General features: G+C 46.1%; 18 protein-coding genes. 12 read left to right on the top strand and 6 right to left on the bottom strand.

The window, feature by feature from the left end:
* Positions 1-59: 59 nt before the first annotated feature.
* Positions 60-2,153 carry a glycoside hydrolase family 3 C-terminal domain-containing protein gene (locus ACTNDQ_RS13045; RefSeq protein ID WP_441064792.1) on the top strand — a complete coding sequence of 698 codons (2,094 nt, stop codon included), beginning with the start codon at positions 60-62 and terminating at the stop codon, positions 2,151-2,153.
* Positions 2,154-2,210: 57 nt separating this feature from the next.
* Here the strand turns inward: ACTNDQ_RS13045 and ACTNDQ_RS13040 are convergent, their stop codons facing one another.
* Together ACTNDQ_RS13040 and ACTNDQ_RS13035 are read right to left on the bottom strand one after the other, a co-directional pair.
* Positions 2,211-3,590: an aldehyde dehydrogenase gene (locus ACTNDQ_RS13040; protein ID WP_441064790.1), complete on the bottom strand. Its 1,380-nt coding sequence runs from the start codon at positions 3,588-3,590 to the stop codon at positions 2,211-2,213.
* Positions 3,591-3,660: 70 nt separating this feature from the next.
* Positions 3,661-4,875 carry an iron-containing alcohol dehydrogenase gene (locus ACTNDQ_RS13035; protein ID WP_441064788.1) on the bottom strand — a complete coding sequence of 405 codons (1,215 nt, stop codon included), beginning with the start codon at positions 4,873-4,875 and terminating at the stop codon, positions 3,661-3,663.
* A 285-nt stretch (positions 4,876-5,160) separates the two neighbouring features.
* Here ACTNDQ_RS13035 and ACTNDQ_RS13030 point away from each other — a divergent pair, with 285 nt between their 5' ends.
* Entirely contained in the window at positions 5,161-6,078 is a 918-nt protein-coding gene (locus ACTNDQ_RS13030) for an AraC family transcriptional regulator (protein WP_441064787.1), read from the top strand.
* A gap of 215 nt (positions 6,079-6,293) precedes the next feature.
* Entirely contained in the window at positions 6,294-8,561 is a 2,268-nt protein-coding gene (glgP, locus tag ACTNDQ_RS13025) for a glycogen/starch/alpha-glucan family phosphorylase (RefSeq protein ID WP_288245271.1), read from the top strand.
* A 196-nt stretch (positions 8,562-8,757) separates the two neighbouring features.
* On the opposite strand, the gene nudC is transcribed toward glgP, so the two are convergent.
* Positions 8,758-9,594, bottom strand: coding sequence for an NAD(+) diphosphatase (gene nudC, locus ACTNDQ_RS13020; protein WP_441064786.1), 837 nt, complete (start codon positions 9,592-9,594; stop codon positions 8,758-8,760).
* 227 nt (positions 9,595-9,821) lie between these two features.
* On the opposite strand from nudC, the gene ACTNDQ_RS13015 reads away from it, so the two are divergent.
* From ACTNDQ_RS13015 to ACTNDQ_RS13005, 3 genes are all read left to right on the top strand, one after another.
* Positions 9,822-10,547: a TraX family protein gene (locus tag ACTNDQ_RS13015; protein ID WP_441064784.1), complete on the top strand. Its 726-nt coding sequence runs from the start codon at positions 9,822-9,824 to the stop codon at positions 10,545-10,547.
* Between the two features lie 234 nt (positions 10,548-10,781).
* Positions 10,782-12,020, top strand: coding sequence for an ammonium transporter (locus tag ACTNDQ_RS13010; protein ID WP_441064803.1), 1,239 nt, complete (start codon positions 10,782-10,784; stop codon positions 12,018-12,020).
* Between the two features lie 47 nt (positions 12,021-12,067).
* Entirely contained in the window at positions 12,068-12,427 is a 360-nt protein-coding gene (locus ACTNDQ_RS13005) for a P-II family nitrogen regulator (protein ID WP_015527276.1), read from the top strand.
* Positions 12,428-12,964: 537 nt separating this feature from the next.
* Here the strand turns inward: ACTNDQ_RS13005 and sdaAA are convergent.
* Genes sdaAA through ACTNDQ_RS12990 form a run of 3 tightly spaced genes read right to left on the bottom strand, consistent with a single transcriptional unit; the run spans position 12,965 to position 15,749 of the window.
* A complete protein-coding gene (gene sdaAA, locus ACTNDQ_RS13000) occupies positions 12,965-13,834 on the bottom strand; it encodes an L-serine ammonia-lyase, iron-sulfur-dependent, subunit alpha (RefSeq protein ID WP_441064782.1) in 870 nt (289 codons plus the stop codon).
* 20 nt (positions 13,835-13,854) lie between these two features.
* On the bottom strand, positions 13,855-14,523 hold the full coding sequence (gene sdaAB / locus ACTNDQ_RS12995) for an L-serine ammonia-lyase, iron-sulfur-dependent subunit beta (protein ID WP_278795643.1): 669 nt from the start codon (positions 14,521-14,523) through the stop codon (positions 13,855-13,857).
* Between the two features lie 5 nt (positions 14,524-14,528).
* Positions 14,529-15,749 (bottom strand): dicarboxylate/amino acid:cation symporter, encoded by a 1,221-nt coding sequence (locus tag ACTNDQ_RS12990; protein ID WP_278795645.1) that lies wholly within the window; start codon positions 15,747-15,749, stop codon positions 14,529-14,531.
* Positions 15,750-15,904: 155 nt separating this feature from the next.
* Between ACTNDQ_RS12990 and ACTNDQ_RS12985 the strand changes: the two genes are divergently transcribed.
* The 6 genes from ACTNDQ_RS12985 to tnpA all read left to right on the top strand — a co-directional run.
* Positions 15,905-16,777, top strand: coding sequence for a LysR family transcriptional regulator (locus tag ACTNDQ_RS12985; protein ID WP_118753072.1), 873 nt, complete (start codon positions 15,905-15,907; stop codon positions 16,775-16,777).
* Positions 16,778-16,842: 65 nt separating this feature from the next.
* The gene (locus ACTNDQ_RS12980; protein WP_288787969.1) at positions 16,843-17,310 is read left to right on the top strand and encodes a DUF2284 domain-containing protein; all 468 of its coding nucleotides are present in this window, start codon (positions 16,843-16,845) and stop codon (positions 17,308-17,310) included.
* 99 nt (positions 17,311-17,409) lie between these two features.
* Positions 17,410-18,534, top strand: coding sequence for a DUF362 domain-containing protein (locus ACTNDQ_RS12975; RefSeq protein WP_441064781.1), 1,125 nt, complete (start codon positions 17,410-17,412; stop codon positions 18,532-18,534).
* Between the two features lie 440 nt (positions 18,535-18,974).
* Positions 18,975-20,246: an MFS transporter gene (locus ACTNDQ_RS12970; protein ID WP_441064780.1), complete on the top strand. Its 1,272-nt coding sequence runs from the start codon at positions 18,975-18,977 to the stop codon at positions 20,244-20,246.
* A gap of 246 nt (positions 20,247-20,492) precedes the next feature.
* The gene (locus tag ACTNDQ_RS12965; protein WP_441064779.1) at positions 20,493-21,083 is read left to right on the top strand and encodes a PucR family transcriptional regulator ligand-binding domain-containing protein; all 591 of its coding nucleotides are present in this window, start codon (positions 20,493-20,495) and stop codon (positions 21,081-21,083) included.
* Between the two features lie 53 nt (positions 21,084-21,136).
* Positions 21,137-21,307 (top strand): IS200/IS605 family transposase (gene tnpA / locus ACTNDQ_RS12960; protein ID WP_144100403.1); only part of this gene is annotated, 171 nt, incomplete at its 3' end.

The following is a 21,307-nucleotide window of genomic DNA, read 5'->3' as shown; positions in this document are numbered from 1 at the left end:
CTTGACAGTCAGAGACCAAATGATAGATGATATAAAAAAAGGTGAGGAGGAAATTGGGGATGAATCGGGAAGAAGCAAAGAAGAAAGCAGAAGCGCTGGTTGCCAGGATGACTCTGGAGGAAAAAGCCAGTCAGTTAAGGTACGATGCACCTGCAATAAAAAGATTGGGAATTCCGGCGTATAACTGGTGGAATGAGGGACTTCACGGTGTTGCCAGAGCAGGGCAGGCAACGGTTTTTCCACAGGCGATCGGAATGGCGGCAGCTTTTGACCGGAAAAGTGTGGCAGAGATGGCCGGTATCGTGGCAACAGAGGGCAGAGCAAAGTATAATGCATATTCCGTAAACGGTGACAGAGATATTTATAAGGGATTGACGTTCTGGTCTCCTAATGTCAATATTTTCCGTGATCCACGATGGGGTAGAGGTCATGAAACTTATGGGGAAGATCCGTATCTTACAAAAGAACTGGGAGTTTCCTTTGTAAAAGCACTTCAGGGGAATGGGGATACAATGAAGGCAGCAGCCTGTGCCAAACATTTTGCAGTACATTCCGGGCCGGAGGCACTCCGTCATGAATTTGATGCGGAAGCATCCGCAAAAGATATGGAAGAAACGTATCTGCCGGCATTCGAAGGTCTGGTAAAAGAAGCGAAAGTAGAAGCGGTTATGGGAGCTTATAACCGGACAAACGGGGAACCCTGCTGCGGAAGTCCCACATTACAGAAAAAACTCAGAGGCGAATGGAAATTTCAGGGGCATTTTGTATCAGACTGCTGGGCGATCCGTGATTTTCATGAACACCATATGGTAACGGATACAGCCGTTGAATCTGCAGCACTGGCTATTAATAATGGCTGTGACCTGAATTGTGGAAATACCTATCTTCACATTATGAAGGCATACGAAAAGGGGCTTGTCACAGAAGAAACCATAACTCGGGCAGCAGTGCGGCTTTTTACCACAAGGTATCTGCTGGGGTTGTTTGATGGAAGCGAATATGACAATCTCTCCTACATGGAGGTGGAATCTCCCAGGCATCTGGATGCAGCGGAGAAAGCAGCGGAAAAAAGTTTTGTTCTGCTGAAAAATAACGGGATTCTTCCGCTTGATAAAGAAAAACTGAAAACAATAGGGATCATCGGACCAAATGCGGACAGCAGACAGGCGCTGATCGGCAATTATCACGGGACAGCTTCTAGGTATATTACCATACAGGAAGGCATCCAGGATTATGTGGGAGACGATGTAAGGATCCTTACTTCCAGAGGCTGTGATCTGTTCCGAGACCGGACGGAGCACCTTGCGTTTACCAGAGATCGTATTGCGGAAGCAAAGGTGGTTGCGGAAAACAGCGATGTGGTGATCTTATGTATGGGACTGGATGAGACACTGGAAGGAGAAGAGGGAGACACCGGAAACAGCTATGTATCGGGAGATAAAGAAGATATTGAACTTCCCAGAGTACAGCGAGAACTGATGGAAGCAATCGCAGACACCGGAAAACCGGCAGTATTCTGTCTGCTGGCAGGAAGTGACCTTAATCTGAAATATGCGGCAGAGAAATTTGATGCAGTCATGATGCTGTGGTATCCTGGATGCCAGGGCGGGAAGGCAGCGGCAAAGGTACTGTTTGGAGAAATCTCGCCATCAGGAAAACTTCCGGTGACATTTTATGAAAGCCTGGAAGAACTTCCGGATTTTACCGATTATTCCATGAAAGGCAGAACATATCGCTATATGGAACGAAAAGCACAGTTTCCTTTTGGATATGGTCTGACGTACAGTAAGGTGGCAGTAGATAAAGCAGAGGTCAAAACATGTGGACAGAAGATAAACGTGGAGGTAGAAGTGCAGAATAACGGCGCATATGATACAGAGGATGTTGTTCAGATCTATGTAAAAAATATCGACAGCAAAAATGCCATTCCCAATCCGATGCTGGCCGGTTTTCAGCGGATATTCCTGAAGGCGGGAGAATGCCGAAAAATAGAAATCCCAATATGGGAAAAAGCATTCACCGTAGTAGATGAAACAGGAAAACGGATGGAAGAAGGAAAGAAATTTGAAATTTATGCAGGCTGCAGCCAGTCGGATGAAAAAAGCAAAGAACTGACCGGGATCATGCCGGTAAAGATCATCTGGGAAAAATAATAAGAAAATCTAAAGTAACAGGAGGGCGATGCATCAGGCAGCGCCCTCCCTTCATATCTATCGCATAAACAACTGTACCATTTTTTCATAAATCTTCCGATATTTCTGATATCTCATAGGAAGATCGATCCAGGTCTTTTTATCTACAATACTCTTATAATGAGAGAATGTCCGGAAGCCGTCGATGCCATGATAGGATCCCATGCCGCTTTCACCAAAGCCGCCGAAGCCCATATTGCTGGTTGCCAGATGTATGAGGACATCGTTGATACAGCCACCGCCGAAACCACATCGGGAAGTAACTTCCCGGGCATTTTTTTCATCTTCGGTGAAGATATAAAGAGCCAGCGGATGTGCCATGGAATTGATCTTTGTTACGGCACCTCCGAGAGAGTCATAGGTGAGGACCGGAAGTACCGGACCGAAGATTTCCTGCTGCATGACCGGATCTTCGAAGGTTACGTTATCAAGAACCGTCGGCTCGATCTGAAGTGTTTCACGGTTGGAACCACCGCCGCAGACAGTTTTGGCAGGATCGATCAGACTGTTGATACGGTCGAAATGCTTTTCGTTGATGATCTTTCCATAATTCCGGTTCTTCAGTGGTTCTTTTCCATACTGGCGTGTGATCTGTCTGCGAAGCTCTGCGACCAGGGCTTCTTTGATCTCCGGATCACAGTAGATGTAGTCCGGAGCCACGCAGGTCTGGCCACAGTTCAGGAACTTGCCGAATACGATACGTTTTGCCGCAAGGCGGAGATTGGCTGTTTTGTCCACGATGCAGGGGCTTTTTCCACCCAGCTCCAGAGTGACTGGTGTGAGGTGTTCGGAAGCCTTTCTCATGACCTCTTTTCCCACAGACTGGCTTCCCGTGAAGAAGATGTAATCAAAGTGCAGACTGAGAAGATGTGTGTTTTCCGCACGTCCGCCTGTGACAGTTGCAACGTATTTTTCATCGAAACATTCATGGATGAGAAGACGGATCACTTCACTTGTTGCCGGTGAGTAGGCACTTGGTTTCAGGATGACTGTGTTTCCGGCTGCAATGGCGTCTACCAGTGGTTCTATGGTGAGAAGAAACGGATAGTTCCACGGACTCATAATGAGAACAACACCGTAGGGGGATGGTTTGCGGAAACTGCGGGAATGGAACTGTGCCAGTGGAGTTGGAACGGCCTGTTCTTTTGCGTAGGAGCGGATATTTTTCAGCATATGTGTGATCTCGGAGAGCACCAGTCCGGTCTCACACATATAGCTTTCGAAATTACTTTTTCCCAGATCCTTTTTCAGCGCGGCGTGGATCTGATCTTCGTGTTTCCGGATGGAAGCGCGGAGACGTTTCAGGGCGCTGATGCGAAAATCAAGGTCAAGAGTTGCGCCGGAGTAGAAGTACTGGCGCTGTTTATCTAAAAGCTGGTTGATCTGTTCTTTTTCCATGGAATTGTAGTCCTTTCTGAAAAAACTGTATTCGAAATATCGAAAAAATCTTTCTATGCCAATGGCTGTTTTAGCAATTGCCTGCCGGAGGCATCAGTCTGTAATACAGTGTTTCAAGTTCACCGGCATCCATCAGCACAGGAACCGGGTACAGCGGATTGGCTTCTTTGTCTGCATAATGAGCAAGTTCCGGGATATCTGTTTCCTGGATCTCAGGGATGTGATCACCGATACCGAAGCGTTTTTTCATATCTTTTACAGCATCAATAAACATCTGTGCAGCAGTTTTATCATCCTCATGTTTGTCGCAGAGACCTGCAGTTACAGCCAGGTTGCGGAGCTTGTGAGTGATGGAATCTCCGTATGTTTCCAGCACCATAGGCAGGATCACTGCATTGGCAAGTCCGTGTGGAACATTATATTTTCCACCAAGGGAATGTGCAATTGCGTGGACATATCCAACGTAAGATTTGGTGAAGGCGCAGCCTGCGAAATAGGAAGCGCGGAGCATATTTCGTCTTGCTTCAATATTATTGCCGTCTGTGTAGGCGGTATCCAGATTTTCAAAGATCAGTCTGACAGCATCCAGGGCATTTTTTCTTGTGCCAGGTGTAGTGGAATTTCCAATGTAGGCTTCCACTGCGTGAGTCAGGGCATCCATGCCGGTGGTAGCTGTGATAAACGGCGGAAGGCTTAAAGTCACTTTCGGGTCAAGGACTGCGTAGCGTGGGATCAGCGGAAAATCGTTGATGGCATATTTGTGCCGGGTCTGTGCATCTGTGATCACGGCTGCAAGTGTTGTTTCACTTCCGGTTCCGGCAGTTGTAGGAATAGCGATGAGAAGAGGAAGCTTTTTGTGGATTTTCAGGATTCCCTTCATCTGAGCAAGAGACTGGTGTGGCTTGGCAATGCGGGCTGCCGTGGCTTTTGCACAGTCCATACTGGAACCTCCGCCGAAGCCGATGATCGCCTGGCAGTCATTGTCCAGATACATGTGAAGGGCTTCGTCCACATTGACGGTTGTTGGATTGGCAACGGTTTTGTCGTAGATGTGGTAAGAGATGCAGCTTCGCTTCAGTGTCTGCTCCAGTCTTTCTGTAAGGCCAAGGCTTCGGATTCCTGCATCTGTGATGATGAGTACATTGTTATAGTTTCTTTTTTCCAGAACTTCCGGAATACCTTTGACGCTTCCGATGATCTTCGGATTGCGGTAAGGAAGCAGTGGAAGGGCGAATTTAAAGACATTCTGGAAAACCCGGCAGTAAGCTTTTTTTAATGGATTCATGGTAGTTTTCTTTCCTTTTAAAGTCAAATTATTTTATTCTAAATATTATATATAGCAGTTGGAAGGGGAAAAGTCAAGATTGCCGTTTATGGAAGTGCATCGCGAAGCGTGCTGCTGAGAACAGAGTAACCGTAACGTCATAAAAAAGAAAACAGGAAAATATAATATTGTCATGGTTGTAAATATCCTTTACACTAAGGGAGTCAAACAGAATCATCATGCAAGGATTGTATATCCAGCGTAAGGCAAGTGTTCGCAGGATAGATATTGATCACGGAGGAAATCATGCCAGAAACAGACACATCCGCAAAAAATCCTCTTCACGTATCCGAAGTGGATGATAATTTAAAAGAATTAAGCCCTCACGGTTCCTTTGAGTTGCCGGTGGAAACCTATATGGCGAACTGTGAGATCTTTCATGCACTGTATGACCACTGGCACAGTGAGATGGAGATCATGTATATTGAAAAAGGCAGTGGCTTTGCCAGACTGAACCGGGAGAGCATCCGCCTGAAAAAGGGGGATATCCTGATCGTGAACTGCGGAGTTCTCCATAGTATGCGCACGGATCTTAAGAAGCCTCTTTATTATAAGAGTGTGGTTTTCAGCCTGGGCTTCCTTGCAGGTCAGCCGGGAGATATCTGCCAGGAATGTGTGGTATCACCATTAATAGAAAACAAGGCAGAATTCTGCCATCATATAGAAGAAGGAGATTCCGGATATGAGAAGCTACGGGAAATTTTTCTGGAGATCCATGACTGTCATACGGAGAAGAAGCCATATTTCTATGTGAAGCTGAAAATGCTGTTCTTTGATTTCTTTTATGAGATGCTGACGAAGCATTATATTATCCCGGTAAGCACAGAGCAGAACAAGAGCCTTGCAGCAGTAAAGGAAGTGCTGGATCATATCAGCCTTCACTACCAGGAGAATCTTACCGTTTCAGAGCTTTCCGGACTTTCCAATTACAGTGAGTATTATTTTATGAAGCTTTTCCGCCAGTATACGGGAAAAACCCTGGTGGAATACATCAATGACTTCCGTATGGAGAAGGCGAAGTATCTTCTTACGCATTCCGATTCACCTGTGACGGAGATCGCCATGCAGGTGGGATTTAACAGTACAAGTTATTTTATAAAGAAATTTCAGCAGTCCAATAAGGTTTCACCGCATAAGTACAGGAAGAGTATGAGACAGATCTGAGAAAGCTCCCGAAGCAACCGCATATGTATCGGTTACGTTTTTATGCAGAGCTACAGTAAAAAGTGAAAAACAGTCTGACAAATATCTTGCATATCATGACAGGATTGTTATATTTTTGAAAAGAAATGCGTGATATCCTAATATCATCAAAAACAAAGCAAACAACTTTGTAAAAACATATTTCATCCCATCAAGATCCATGAAAGGAGATCAAAATGGAAACATTAAGCAAAGTATTTGAAGACAAATATAACAAAAATGTAAAAGATTGTACAAACGAGGAAATCTATCACGGACTTCTCTCCTGGACAAAGGAGCAGCTGAAGGGCCGCGGCTACCAGGAAGGAAAAAAGAAAATTTATTATATTTCCGCAGAGTTCCTTATCGGTAAGCTTCTTTCCAACAACCTGATCAATCTGGGCGTTTATGATGAAGTTGCGAAATATCTTAAAGAAAACGGAAAAGAGCTTTCCATGATCGAGGAGATCGAGCCGGAGCCATCTCTCGGAAACGGCGGACTTGGCCGTCTGGCAGCTTGCTTCCTGGATTCCATCGCAACTCTGGGACTTCCGGGAGAAGGAATCGGACTTAATTATCACCTCGGACTTTTCAAACAGGAGTTTAAGGATCATCTTCAGTTTGAGACACCGAATCCGTGGATACAGCCGGAGAGCTGGCTTACAGATGCAGGCGTTTCCTATTACGTGCCATTTAAGGGCTTTATGCTGAAATCCACACTGTATGATATTGATGTTGCAGGCTATGAGAACAAAGCGATCAAGCTTCGCCTTTTTGATATTGATATTGCAGATGAGAGCATTGTAGGCGAGGGAATCTCCTTTGATAAGAGGGATCTGCTCCACAACCTGACACTGTTCCTGTATCCGGATGACAGCGATGATGCAGGAAGAAAGCTTCGTATCTATCAGCAGTACTTCATGGTAAGCAATGCGGCACAGCTGATTCTGGATGAGGCAACAGCAAAAGGCTGCAATCTTCATGACCTTGCCGATTACGCAGTGATCCAGATCAACGATACACATCCGAGTATGGTAATTCCGGAGCTTATCCGTCTCCTCACAGAGCGTGGAATCGAGTTCGAGGAGGCATGCGAGATCGTATCTCATGTATGCGCTTATACCAACCATACCATTCTTGCAGAGGCACTTGAGAAATGGCCGATCTCCTATCTTGAGGAGGTTGTTCCGCATCTGATGCCGATCATCCGCAAGCTGGACGAGCGTATCAAAGCAAAATATCCGCAGGAAAATCTTGCCATCATCGACAAGAACGACCTGGTACACATGGCACATATGGACATCCACTACGGATTTTCCATCAACGGTGTTGCATCCCTTCATACCGATATCCTGAAGGAGACAGAGCTTCATCAGTTCTATGAGATCTATCCGGAGAAATTCAATAACAAGACAAACGGAATTACCTTCCGCAGATGGCTCCTTCACTGCAACCATCCGCTGACAGAGTACATCACATCCATGATCGGTGACGGCTTCCGCAAGGATTCCTTTGAGCTTGACAAGATGCTTGGCTTCAAGGGAAATCAGGACGTTCTTGCAAATATCCTTAAGATCAAGCAGGATGCAAAGAAGAGATGTGCGGAGTTTATCAAAGCCAACACAGGTGAAGAGATCAATACACACAGTGTTTATGATATCCAGATCAAACGTCTTCATGAGTACAAACGTCAGCAGCTGAACGCACTTTACATCATTGACCGTTACCTGAAGATCAAGGCAGGCGAGAAGCCGCAGCGCCCGGTAACATTTATCTTCGGTGCAAAGGCAGCTCCTGCATACGTTATCGCAAAGGATATTATCCACCTGCTTCTCTGCTTACAGGAGCTTATCAACAATGATCCGGAGGTTTCCCCGTACATGAAAGTTGTTATGGTGGAAAACTACAACGTAAGTGCAGCAGAGAAGCTGATCCCTGCCTGCGATATCTCCGAGCAGATCTCTCTTGCTTCCAAGGAGGCCAGCGGAACAGGAAACATGAAGTTCATGCTCAACGGTGCTGTAACACTGGGAACCATGGATGGTGCAAATGTGGAGATCAGCCAGCTGGTAGGCAAGGATAATATCTATATCTTCGGAGAGTCCAGTGAGCAGGTTATCGAACACTATGAAAAGGCTGACTACTGCTCCAGAGATTTTTATGAGAAAGACGAGCGCATCCGTCGTGCAGTAGACTTTATCGTAGGAAACGAGCTTCTTTCCATTGGAAGTGAGGAGCATTTAAGAAGACTGCATCATGAGATCGTAAGCAAAGACTGGTTCATGACTCTTCTTGACTTCGAGGATTATGCGAAGGTGAAAGATCAGGCACTGTCCGATTATGAGGACAGAACCGCATGGGCAGAGAAAATGCTTGTAAACATCGGAAAAGCAGGATACTTCTCTTCAGACAGAACCATCGAAGAGTACAACAGAGATATCTGGCATCTGACACCGGAGAAATAAAACGGTTTTAGGCAGATTGCTCCGGCTCGGAAGAAAAATAGAAAATAAAAACACCGGCATTCATCGGAATATGTACTGGGGCTGAGATGTCAGAGATGATCTGGCAGCCTGGACAGGACATGGTACAGATGAATGGCCGGTGTTTTTTGTGAAATTGGTTACGAAAAATTGTTTACGGAATCAGGCAAGCGATATTTCAGGCTTTTCCATGCTTAAATGCCATCATCATCTCCTTGGTAAGGCTGATATTATCTCCTTCATCCGGAATGTCTTCCCGGTTGAACCAGGAGGCCATGGAAAGCTCATCGTGGTCTACAGTCAGAGTGTCGTCGCCATCCAGATCACAGTAGAAGCCAAACAGAAGTGTTCCGGAGAAGGACCATGGCTGGCTCTTGTAGTAGCGGAGATTTTTGACCTTTACGCCGATCTCTTCCATAACTTCACGGTGGACAGTCTCCTCGATAGTCTCGCCAATCTCGGCAAAACCTGCGATCATGGCGTAGCGCGTGTGATTTCGGCCCTCATATTTGGAGAGGATCAGCTTGTCACCGTTGGTAACGCCTACGATCACAGCCGGAGAAAGCACCGGATATTCACCGTTTCCACAGGCAGGGCAGATCATCTTGCGCTCATGTTTATCATGTACCATCGGTTTGCCGCAGCAGCCGCAGAAACGGCGCTTGCTGTACCACTGAAAGAGCTGATATCCGGTGATTCCTGCGAAAGCCAGATACTGTGGCTCCGCTGTGCGGAGAACTCTTGTGATCTCAAACTGATAACTAGGAAGGAGACTGGTGTCAAGATCCGGGATCAGATAAAAATGCTCTTCGTCAATGGAGAAGAGATAGATATAATTCTCATAGAGATTTTCAACTTTTCCTTCCAGCTCTCCAAAGCTTGGAAGAGTCATAGTCTCGCCATCTTTTTTCATAAGGATCTTTCCTTCTTCATAGGCGAGGATGTGGCTTTCTTTATCCGGGGCCACAGGTTTGTACTCATTGTGATAGGTATGTGGTGCGATATCCTGGATCATGATCGATAATTCCTTTCCGAATTTATTGTTTTACAGTGTTTGCTGAGAAGTTTTGCCATATAAAATACAGCACGCTTTCTACAGTATAAGCTTACCTTAAGAAAAAGGCAACTCCAGCAATAACAAAAAAAGTTGTATGAGTCAGAAAATCAGTGTAAGATAAATGTATTATATTGTGCAGAAGATGTGAAAGGTCTGAAAATTTTTCTGCACAGAAGGAGAAGATCATGCCAACAACAAAAAAGCCGGGACTGACCCGGGATGCCATTAAATATCTGGCAATTTTTACCATGCTTCTGAATCATATCGCCAACGTGCTTCTGCCGGAAAACACGATCCTGTGGGAAGTGTTTATAGACATTGGCTACTTCACAGCCATTACCATGTGCTATTTTCTTGTGGAAGGTTTTTACTATACACATTCCAAGAGAAAATACGGTGAAAGGCTTCTGATCTTTGCCGGAATCTCCCAGGTTCCCTATATGATAGCCTTTGGGAATTCACAGCTGAATATGATCTTTACTCTGTTTATCTGCTTTATGATCCTGGTTGTTCAGGAAAAGATGATGGCAAGTAAATGGAGAATTCCACTTCTGATCCTGCTCCTTTTACTATCCGTTTATTCGGACTGGGCGATCCTGGCACCGGTTTTTACCATCTGGTTCCATGAGAGCTGGGGGAACAGGAAGAGGATGATAACAGCGTACGGAGTCGGTGCTGCCCTTTTTGTGCTGTTTAACTACAGCTCCTACGTGGAAAAAATGGCAGCCGGACCGGCAATGCTCCATGCTCTGTTTTCGGCAGCAGGGATCGTGGCATCAGGAATCATCATCCTGTGCTTCTATAATGGCAAAAAATCCGAAAAAGCACCGAAGTTTTCCAAGTGGTTTTTCTATATCTTTTATCCGGCACATCTGATGATCCTGAGCATAATCCGTGTTATAGTACAGTAAGAGATAAAATAAAATCTCTCCAATATTTATAAACGGATAGATTGCCGAAAATAAATTTCATATCCACATAAAACATAGTAATTCTGTAAGAAAACAGAAAAACAGCGAAAAAACTCTTGAAAACCCACAAATTATCTGCTATGCTAACTGACATGACAAAGGCGTCTGGAAATTGAGTTTCCAGGCGCTTTTTGCGTTGCAGAATAATTGAGGGAATCGAGGAGGAAATGAATGATGAATGCAGGAGATACCGGCTTTATGCTGATCTGTACAGCCTTTGTGTTCTTTATGACACCTGGGCTTGCGTTTTTCTACGGAGGACTGGTCCGCAGGAAAAATGTGGTAAATACCATGATGGCCTGTGGGGCGATCATGGGACTGTCCGTAGTTATGTGGACATTGTTTGGATATTCGCTGGCATTTGGAGGAAATCATGGCGGGATCATCGGAGATTTTCGCTGGTTTGCGCTGAATGGCGTAGGCTGGGAGCCGGGACCTTATGCTGATACGATCCCGCATCTGGTATTTGTGGCGTTCCAGATGATGTTTGCCATGATCACACCGGCACTGATCACCGGTGCCGTGGTTGGAAGGATGCGTTTTAAGGCACTGTTTTTCTTTATTGCGATCTGGTCTTTGATCGTGTATTATCCAATGGCACATATGGTCTGGGGAGACGGTGGATTTCTGGCAGCCATTGGCTCTGTGGACTTTGCAGGAGGAAATGTGGTACATATCAGTTCCGGTGTCAGTGCACTGGTTCTTGCCATTTATCTTGGACAGAGACGAGGCTATGCAAAAGCAACCTATCGTACGCACAATATCCCGTTTGTATTTCTCGGGGCAGCCATGCTGTGGTTCGGATGGTTCGGCTTTAATGCAGGAAGTGCGCTGAAGGCAGACGGCCTTGCGGCACATGCCTTTATGACCAGCAGCATTTCTTCTGCCTGCGCACTGCTGACCTGGATGCTGATCGAGGTGATCCGCGAGGGAAAACCGACACTGGTTGGTGCATCCACAGGTCTTGTTATCGGACTGGTAGCCATTACACCGGGAGCTGGTTTCGTACCGGTATGGGCATCCTTTATCATTGGGATCCTGGTAAGCCCGATCTGTTACTTTACTGTGATCCTTCTGAAACAGAAGCTGAAGATCGACGATGCCCTGGATGCTTTTGGCTGCCATGGTATCGGTGGTATCTGGGGAGGAATCGCAACCGGACTTTTCGGAAAATTTTCGATCAATTCCGTTGCAAAATGGGATGGCCTTGTGTTTGGAGATCACCGTCTGTTCCTGGCGCAGGTATTGAGTATTGTGATCACCATTGCGGTTGCCATTGTGGGAACGCTGATCTGTATCGGGATCGTGCGGATCTTTACACCGCTTCGTGTAGATCCGAAGGAAGAGATGGTCGGGCTGGATGCATCCCAGCATGGAGAGAATGCATATCCGTCATTTAATGGATTTGACTGATAAAAGAATTTGTTCGGCAATGATCGTGTGAAAATGGAGGAAATCGTATGCTTATAAAGATAGAAGCAATCGTAAGAGAAGAAAAAATGGAAGATGTCAAAGCAGCGTTAAATGAGATCCAGGTTAACGGTTTTACAGTAACCCAGATCATGGGCTGCGGAACACAGCGTGGTTACACAGAGTATGTCCGTGGTTCCAAGATCGATGTATTTCTGAAACCGAAGATCAAGTTTGAAATCGTGGTATCATCGGAAGATTGGGAGATCAAAGTTATTGATGCTGTGCAGAAAGCAGCGTTTACCGGTGATCCCGGCGATGGAAAGATATTTAGCTATGAGATCCGTAACGCTGTTCGTATCCGTACAGGTGAGACAGGATACGATGCGCTGCAGTCGGAATTTCTGTAAATTGTTTTATTAATATGTAAATTATGTGTGAAAGAGTCTTTCGGGAAGTCACAGGGATATCAGGAGATATGATCTTGAGATTTTTCGGAGGACTTTTTTACCACAGATTTCACAATAGTCTTACGTTGATTTGATGAAAAACAGCATGTGGCCAGTATAATATATAAGATGTACACGAAAACTAAAAATAATAGATAAGGCAGACATGACAAAAAAGAAATCAAAGAAAAAAATAAGAAAAAAACAGAAATCCATTAAAGATGGATTCGAGCAGGACCAAGAAGAACCAAGAAGAACAGGAGAATGAGAATCCAAAAAAGGATGCTTCGGCTCAGAAGTCAGAGCTGAGCAGAGGTTCGGAGCCAATAGAACCAGAAAATCAGAAGCTGGCAGCAGAAAAAACAGCAGGGCTGTAAAATGTCCGCATGCCCAAAGGAAAACGGGGAATTCCTGGAAAAAGAAGTTCGGGAATTCTCCGTTTTGTTGTTTGAGTCATTTCAGTCGGGGCTCTGTTTATTATGGGCTATACTCTGTTGATCAACTGCAAAGATGACACTTCTCACAGGCGGACGGTGTGGCTGCACAACCGCCGAGAGCAGTTTCACGAAGCTCTGCAGGAAGCTTTTTGCCCACAGTATACATGGCATCGATCATCTCATCCAGCGGGATGAACTGGGGGATACCGGCCAGTGACATTTCGGTTGCGATAAGGGCATTGGAAACACCGGCTGCATTACGGTTCTGGCAGGGATATTCCACCAGGCCGCCTACAGGGTCGCACACAAGTCCAAGCATGTTCATAAGAACCGTGGAAGCAGCATAAGTACACTGAAGAGGTGTACCGCCAAGAAGTTCCACAGCAGCGGAAGCAGCCATTGCGGAAGCGATTCCGACCTCAGCCTGACATCCGCCAACAGCACCGGCAACTGTTGCATTACGCATGGCAAGATAGCCGATCGCGCCTGCATTAAATAGTGCCTGGCGGATTTTTTTATCGGAAAAGCCGTAGACCTCCTGAAGAGCAAGCATCATTCCGGGAACGATCCCGGCACTGCCGGCAGTAGGAGAGGCAACGATAAGTCCCATGGAAGCGTTGGTCTCAAGGGTTGCCATAGCGTAGGTGATCCCCTTTCCGAGAACATTTCCGCACAGGCTTTTTCCCAGGTCATGAAATTCGCAGAGCTTTCGGGCTTCACCGCCGATCAGTCCGCCCATAGATATCACCGGATCTTTGATGGGGGAAAAAGCAGCATCCTTCATAATCTCCAGAACACGGTCCATGCGCTGGTCCACGATTTCAGCAGTGGTTTCACCGAGAAGGATCTCACGCTGGCGCATTACTTCGGAAATCGGAAGCTTTTTTTTCTGGCAGAGAGCAAGAAGTTCCTTGGCATTTTTGAAATCCATAAAACACATCCTCCTTTTCCCTACATCTGAACAATCATGACATCATGGATGTTGGTGTTCCGGTGAATGCTTTCTACGATATCTTCCGGGAGATGACCGTCGGATTCCACGATCGTATAGGCTGTGGTTCCTTTGGATTCACGGAAGAGGCGCATGAAGGCAATGTTAATGTTACGTTCACTTAAGCATCTGGTGATGTAGGCCACAACACCGGGAGTATCCTGATGGATCACGATGATGGCACTGTATTCGCCGGTGAAATCCACTTTCACGTGGTTGATCTCCACAATACGGACCTTGCCGCCGCCCAGCGATTCCCCCCGGACTGTCATTTCCTGTCCCTGTTCATTGACCATATGGATATCTACAGTGTTGGGATGGACATCGGTTTCCGCTTCATTTGGAGTAAAGGAAAAGTCGATCCCCTGTTCCCTGGCAATATCAAAAGAATTCCGTATACGCATGTCATCTGTGGAAAAGCCCATGATCCCGCCAAGGAGGGCACGGTCTGTACCGTGTCCCTTGTATGTTCTGGCGAAGGAACCGTAAAGGATGAATTCCACTTTTTTCAGGGGCGGCGTGATCATCTTCTGGGCAAGGAAAGCAATGCGTGCAGCCCCTGCGGTATGAGAACTGGAAGGACCGATCATGTTGGGACCCATAACGTCAAATACACTGATAAAAGACATTTTGCTTAATTCTCCTGTGGTGTTTTTGCAATAAATTTCTTATAAATGGTGTCAACGATCACGCCGATGGCGTTGTCACCGGATACATTGCAGGCAGTTCCGAAGGAATCCTGGGTAATGTAAAGGGCAACCATGATAGCACAGATGGCACCGTCCGGATCACCGGCTTCCGCTCCGAATACCATGTAAAGGAATGGAAGGGCAGTCATGATGGAACCACCGGGAGCACCGGGAGATGCAACCATGGCAACACCGAGAGTCATGATGAACGGAACGATGATCCCAAGACTGATGGGCAGCTGGTTCATAAGGCAGACTGCAGTAGCACAGGCTGTGATGGTGATCATGGAACCGGCCATGTGGATGTTTGCACAGAGCGGTACTACGAAGTTGCGGATCTGCTCACATACGCCATCCTTCTTTGCACATTCCAGATTGACCGGGATGGTAGCTGCGGAAGACTGGGTTCCCAGAGCAGTTGTGTATCCCGGGATCTGATTTTTGATCAGAGTGAAAGGATTCTTTTTGCTGACAGTACCTGCGATCACAAACTGGATCGTAATGCAGATCAGGTGCATGATGATAACAACAAGGAATACCTTCCAGAGGATGCTTAAGATGGCAAAGGTTTTTCCGGAAATAGTCATATCTGTGAAGGTTCCGCAGATGTAAAGCGGAAGCAGCGGGATGATAATGGTATGAAGGACCTTGTCAATGATCTTGGAAAAGTCACTCATTCCGTTATAAAGGCTGTTTCCCATTTCTTTTCCACGCATGGAAGAGAGGCACAGTCCCATGACAAAGGCAAGGGCAACAGCAGAAAGAGTATTCATGACCGGCTCCAGTGTGATGGAGAAAAATGGTGTCAGGGATGCGTCTGCGGTAGCTGCGATCTGATCCAGTGCACCGTCACTCATAAAGTGCGGGAACAGGCTGGATGATACCAGATAGGATGCGGAACCTGCGATCAGAGTGGAGCCATAAGCCAGAGCCACTGTGATCAGGAGAAGCTTCCCTGCACCCTGTGAAAGATCCGCAATACCCATGGTCACATAGGCAAGGATCATCAGCGGGATGACGAATTTCAGAAAGGTACTGAAAAATCCGGAAAGGGTTACAACAAAGCGACAGAAGCCTTCCGGAAGGAACTGGCCGAACAGGATACCTACGATGATGGCAATGATCAGCTTCGGCACAAGTCCGATCTTGATTTTTTTCTTTTCCATTTGGATTCTTTCCTCCTAAGTATGAATTTATTCATTTTGCACAAAAATACGATTGACGTCCTCGTGATTGTATTGTAACATTGACATAAAAATAAGGCAAATTCACAGATTTCATCATCACGATGAAAAAATTTCATAGTAAAAGGGAGAAAATCATGGAAATCCGTCAGTTGGAGACGTTTGTACATGTAGCACAGCTTCAGAGCTTTTCCAGGGCAGCAGAGGTTCTGGGATACACCCAGTCAGCGATCACTGTCCAGATCCGGCTTCTGGAAAATGAGCTGGAAACAAGACTTTTTGACAGAACCGGAAAGCGTGTGGTGCTTACTCCGTCCGGAAAAGAGTTTATGGAGCATGCAAGCCGAATCTTATATGATGTAAATAAAGCAAAAAAGTCAATGAATGACGATGCGGAACTGAAAAATCCATTGCATATCGGGACGATCGAATCCCTGTGCACTGCCAAGCTCCCGGCTGTTCTCAGCAAATTTCGTGAGTTTCACCCGAAAGTAAATATGCAGGTGACTATTGATACACCGGAGCAGCTGATACGGATGATGGAGCATAACGGACTGGATCTTATTTATATACTGGACACCCCAAGGTGGGACCAGAACTGGGTGAAGGTCATGGAGAAGGCGGAGCCGGTAGTATTTGTGGCCTCTGCAGATTCGGAGTTTGCGGGAAAGACGCTGAAGATGGAGGATATTCTGGAAGAGCCTTTTTTTCTCACGGAAAAGAATGCCAATTATCGGCAGGCCCTGGATCAGCAGCTGGCGCTTAAGAAGCAGGCCCTGTCACCGGTACTGGAAATCAGCGATACCGCTTTTATCATCCGCATGCTGGAAAAGAACCACGGACTTTCCTTTCTTCCCTATCTGGCTGTGGAGCGGGATATCCGGAAAGGAAGAATTGCCCTTTTACATGTGGAAGATGTGGAGATATCCATGTACCGGCAGATCTTTTACCATAAGAACAAGTTTAAGACAAGAGAGATGGAGGAGTTTATCCGCCTGGCGGCAGAGTGAAAGTCAGAGCTTGTAAAAACAAATAAAATGTGGCACTATAAAAGAAAAAAGCGTAGGAGAGAAAAATGAATTTTATTGAAGAAGCAAAGAAGCTTGGCTTTTCCGATGCGGCGGTCATGAAAACCGATAAGCTGGTGTTTGTGCCGGAATACCGTGTTTTCTGTGAAGAAAATGCCTGTGGTAATTATGATAAAAATCCCGCATGTCCACCGGAAAGCGGGACTGTGGAAGAAATGAAGGAACGTGCCCTAGATTATGAGAACACTCTGGTGCTCCAGACGACGCAGGACAGACTCATGGATTACAGAAAAGCCAAACTTGCACATAATAAACTGACAGAGCAGCTCTCAGAGAAGATGAAAGAGTGCGGAAAAACAGATATTCTGATCATGAGCGCCGGACCGTACAAGCATAATTCCTGTATGTCTGCCTATTGTGTGGATGCACAGAAGATGGCAGATGCTGTGGGAATGCAGTGCTGGACCAATGATGGAAAGTTCCGGTATTTTTCGCAGATTCTTTTTCGAGAGTAGAGTAGCGCATTTTTTATACATTTTTAGTATAAAAACTGGACATATTGTCAGGAAAAGGGTAAATTTATTTTGAAATGATCAAACAGGAGGAAAACCAGAATGGAAAAATCAACAGTTTATTTCACTGATTTTCGTTGTCCGGTGGGAACCAGCCAGCTGGACAAATTGAAAAAACTCTGTGTTGCCGCAGGAATCAAAAATATCGATATGGATGGAAAATTCGTAGCCATCAAGATGCATTTCGGAGAGCTTGGAAATATGGCATTCCTTCGTCCGAACTATGCAAAGGTAGTCGCAGATCTTTGTAAGGAGCAGGGCGGAATGCCGTTCCTGACAGATTGTAATACTCTTTATCCGGGAAGCAGAAAGAATGCACTGGAGCATCTGGACTGTGCAAATCTTAACGGATTTAACACGATCACAACCGGATGCCAGATCATCATCGGTGACGGAGTTCGAGGAACCGATGAAGTAGAAGTTCCGGTAGTAAACGGAGAATACTGCAAAACTGCCCTGATCGGACATGCTATCATGGATGCAGATATTTTTATCAGTCTCAGCCATTTCAAGGGACATGAGGCAACCGGCTTTGGCGGTGCTCTGAAGAATATCGGTATGGGATGCGGAAGCCGTGCCGGAAAAATGCAGCAGCATGCCAGCGGAAAGCCGGCCATCCATGAAGATGTCTGTCGTGGCTGCCGCCGTTGTGCGAAAGAGTGCGGAAGTGATGCGATTACATATGTAAACAAGAAAGCAGTTATCGATTACGATAAATGCAAAGGCTGTGGCCGCTGTATCGGGGCCTGCAGCTATGATGCCGTATACAATCCGAATAGCAGTGCAAACGAGCTTCTTGACCGCAAGATGGCAGAGTATGCACAGGCTGTCTGTCACGGACGTCCCCATTTCCATATTGCACTGGTACAGGATATCAGCCCTAACTGTGACTGCCATGGTGAAAATGATGCGCCGATCCTTCCGGATATCGGAATGTTCGCAAGCTTTGACCCGGTTGCACTGGATCAGGCCTGTGCAGATGCCTGCCTGAAGGCAACACCGATCGCCAACAGCCAGCTTGGAGAGCATCTGGCAGAGCCGGGATGGCACTGTCACCATGACCACTTTAAGGATTCCAATCCGAATATTGAGTGGAAGGCAACCCTGGATCAGGCAGAAAAGATCGGCCTGGGAATCAGGGAATATGAGCTGAAGATAATCAAATAAGCAACAGAAATCATAGAAAATCACGAAAGCACGCCTGTTACATGGCGTGCTTTTTTGTGTAAATAAAGAAATGTAAAATGAAAAAACGTATAAAGACGGTATCTAAAATAAAAAATATGTGCGTGCATATGCGTGCTCGAAATACAGCCATTGTGAATAATATACAAAGAAATAGCAGGAAAATTTGGACAAAAACGAGAAAACAGAAAAAGCTGTAAATTTATATTGCATAATCAGACTGCGTGTGATAACATACACACAACATAATTAACACGCATTTAACACGCAAATGAAGAGAAATAGCACGCAAATACGAAAATATCAAAGATAAGCGGAGCTAATGTGCAGGAAAACGTGCAGATCGTGTGTACAGAAACAGGCTGCATTCTATGAGCAGAGAATACAGAGCAGGCCGGAAATCTTTTTCAGAGGAGGAAATTATGACAGGAATACAGAAAAAACAGCGTCTGCTGACTATGATATTCGGAGCTTTCGCGATCTTTTTTACCGGATATCCCCATGTATGGTCTATTTACCAGCCCTATGTGATGGAGCAGGCAGGCTGGAGCCAGGGACAGGCATCCATGTGCTTTTATCTGGCACTGAGCACCTTTGTATTCGGAAATATCGTAGGCGGAAGGATGCAGAACCGCTTTAAGGAAAAGACGATTGTATGGATCGGAGGCGGAATCTTTGCGGCAGGAATCCTGGCATCCGTATTTCTGATCGTTCCTACACCGCTTCCTATGTATCTGTCCTATGGCGTGATGCAGGGATTTGGACAGGGAATGATCTATACGGTGATCCTGGCAACTGTGCAGAGATGGTTCCCGGACCGTACCGGATTTGCTTCCGGCGTTGTGGTAACTGCCAACGGACTTTGCGGATTTTTCCTGGCGCCGCTGAGTCGAAAGCTGCTGGAGGCAGAGGGCGTGCAGAAAACCTTTCTGATCATTGGGGCAGCCATCGCAGTTTCCTGGATCCTGTGCGGCATCTTTTTTCAGGCACCCGATAAGAGTCTGGTGAACGCAGGTGGCTCTGCGGCAAAGTCCGGAACATCGGAGATGAAGCAGTATACATCCGGAGAGATGATGCGTACAAGAAATTTTTATCTTCTTCTTGCGACCATGTTCTTTGGACTGATTTCTTATTTTATGGTTTCACCGGTATCCCAGACCTACCAGATCGATCTTGGGATCCCGTCTGCAGTGGCAGTCAGCGCTGTTATGCTTGGATCCATTGTCAATGCGGGAGCAAGACTGGTGCTTCCGACACTGGCAGATAAAATGGGAAGGATCGTCTGCATCAAAGGAGTGCTGATCGTGGCAGTGATCGCTATGGGAGTTCTCGCTGTATCAAGATCCCTGGCAGTAACGGTTGCTGTTGTTCTGATGTACGGCTGCTACGGCGGCATCATGGGAAGCTTTCCGTCCCTGACAAGCTCTATTTTCGGAATGAAGCACACCGGGGAGAATTACGGATTTGTCATGTTCGGCATTGTATTTGCAACCTTTGGCGCACCGGCAATCTCCGGTCTGGTGAGCAGCAAAGGTTATGAGATGAACGTGGTATTTGGGATCGGAGCAGTTTTTGCAGTGATCGCATTTGTATGCCTGACTCTGCTTGGACGGAACCTTGTGAAAGAGCATGCCGAAAAATCTGCCGGAGTAAAGAATGATACAGCACAGGTAAGCAAACCACAGGCAGAATAAGTCTGAATGTAACTGGATGCAGAGCTGTATCAGCTGACGGATCAAAGACAGCTGACTGAGAATCAGAAAACAGAAAAGCCTGGAAGAAATAAAATGCCTGTGGCTGATTTCTTCCAGGCTTTTTTTGAGTTGCCGGAATCAGATATTTCTGCTAGGATAACTGAAGGATGAGAAAATCAGATATCGTATTTGCCTGTTTATGGATGAGAGCGTGTGAAATACTGCAACAATAAGGAGTTGATGCATATGATCACCTGTCAGGATATACTGGAGCTGCAGATGGACGGAGTGGAGCTGATCGCCGGAGAAAAAGGTCTCACAAGACCTGTCACATGGACCTATATGGTGCAGACCCGGCCTTTTGAGGAGCATATGAACCAGGGGAATTTTGCCCTGTGTGTGGTAGACTATGTCCGGTTTGACCTGGAAGAAGCCGGGAAAGCCATGGAAGAACTGTATGGGCTTGGAATTTCCGGCTTTGGGATTTCGATCACCGATGATAAAGAACCCGTCCCGAAGGAGATGATCGACAAAGCCAATGCGCTTCAGCTCCCGCTGTTTTACATCCGGTGGAAGGGAGCTTCTTTTGTGGATATTGCCCAGAGTGTGGGAAAGATCATCCTGGAATATGAAATGCAGAACAGGCGGATGGGAGATTATCTTTACAATCTTCTGTTTGGCTATGATATTAATGACCGCTATATCGAAAAAATCTCCCAGAAGTTCGGGATCAACTTTACCACACCCTGCAGAGTAGGGATCATTGTGGCTGACCGGAAGTACGGCATCAATCTGGAGCAGGATGAGCATATCTACGAGTATTATGCAAGTAATTGAAGATGGACAAAATAGCAATTGTATTAACTAATGAACCATAGTATAATACAAATATGAACACAACATATAAATCAAACAACAATGTCGTCTATTCCTGTAAATACCATGTAGTATGGTGCCCAAAGTATAGACGAAAAGTATTAATTAACGGTGTGGACGTCCGGCTGAAGGAGCTGCTCACAGAGTATGCTGCAAATCTTTCTGTAGACATTCTGGAAATGGAG

This window comes from Blautia massiliensis (ex Liu et al. 2021), from assembly GCF_052064225.1.
In the GTDB taxonomy this organism is placed as follows: Bacteria; Bacillota; Clostridia; order Lachnospirales; family Lachnospiraceae; genus Blautia_A; species Blautia_A fusiformis.
This window is presented reverse-complemented; position numbering and strand designations above follow the sequence as displayed.

What these genes read in the sequence shown, in the direction of transcription:
- ACTNDQ_RS12990 (WP_278795645.1), bottom strand. Translation starts at nt 15,749, where the DNA reads ATGGAAAAGAAAAAAATCAAGATCGGACTTGTGCCGAAGCTGATCATT.
- ACTNDQ_RS13010 (WP_441064803.1), top strand. Translation starts at nt 10,782, where the DNA reads ATGAATGCAGGAGATACCGGCTTTATGCTGATCTGTACAGCCTTTGTG.
- ACTNDQ_RS12985 (WP_118753072.1), top strand. Translation starts at nt 15,905, where the DNA reads ATGGAAATCCGTCAGTTGGAGACGTTTGTACATGTAGCACAGCTTCAG.
- ACTNDQ_RS13005 (WP_015527276.1), top strand. Translation starts at nt 12,068, where the DNA reads ATGCTTATAAAGATAGAAGCAATCGTAAGAGAAGAAAAAATGGAAGAT.
- ACTNDQ_RS12965 (WP_441064779.1), top strand. Translation starts at nt 20,493, where the DNA reads ATGATCACCTGTCAGGATATACTGGAGCTGCAGATGGACGGAGTGGAG.
- ACTNDQ_RS12980 (WP_288787969.1), top strand. Translation starts at nt 16,843, where the DNA reads ATGAATTTTATTGAAGAAGCAAAGAAGCTTGGCTTTTCCGATGCGGCG.
- glgP (WP_288245271.1), top strand. Translation starts at nt 6,294, where the DNA reads ATGGAAACATTAAGCAAAGTATTTGAAGACAAATATAACAAAAATGTA.
- ACTNDQ_RS13030 (WP_441064787.1), top strand. Translation starts at nt 5,161, where the DNA reads ATGCCAGAAACAGACACATCCGCAAAAAATCCTCTTCACGTATCCGAA.
- ACTNDQ_RS13035 (WP_441064788.1), bottom strand. Translation starts at nt 4,875, where the DNA reads ATGAATCCATTAAAAAAAGCTTACTGCCGGGTTTTCCAGAATGTCTTT.
- ACTNDQ_RS13040 (WP_441064790.1), bottom strand. Translation starts at nt 3,590, where the DNA reads ATGGAAAAAGAACAGATCAACCAGCTTTTAGATAAACAGCGCCAGTAC.
- sdaAB (WP_278795643.1), bottom strand. Translation starts at nt 14,523, where the DNA reads ATGTCTTTTATCAGTGTATTTGACGTTATGGGTCCCAACATGATCGGT.
- sdaAA (WP_441064782.1), bottom strand. Translation starts at nt 13,834, where the DNA reads ATGGATTTCAAAAATGCCAAGGAACTTCTTGCTCTCTGCCAGAAAAAA.
- ACTNDQ_RS13045 (WP_441064792.1), top strand. Translation starts at nt 60, where the DNA reads ATGAATCGGGAAGAAGCAAAGAAGAAAGCAGAAGCGCTGGTTGCCAGG.
- ACTNDQ_RS12970 (WP_441064780.1), top strand. Translation starts at nt 18,975, where the DNA reads ATGACAGGAATACAGAAAAAACAGCGTCTGCTGACTATGATATTCGGA.
- ACTNDQ_RS12975 (WP_441064781.1), top strand. Translation starts at nt 17,410, where the DNA reads ATGGAAAAATCAACAGTTTATTTCACTGATTTTCGTTGTCCGGTGGGA.
- ACTNDQ_RS13015 (WP_441064784.1), top strand. Translation starts at nt 9,822, where the DNA reads ATGCCAACAACAAAAAAGCCGGGACTGACCCGGGATGCCATTAAATAT.
- nudC (WP_441064786.1), bottom strand. Translation starts at nt 9,594, where the DNA reads ATGATCCAGGATATCGCACCACATACCTATCACAATGAGTACAAACCT.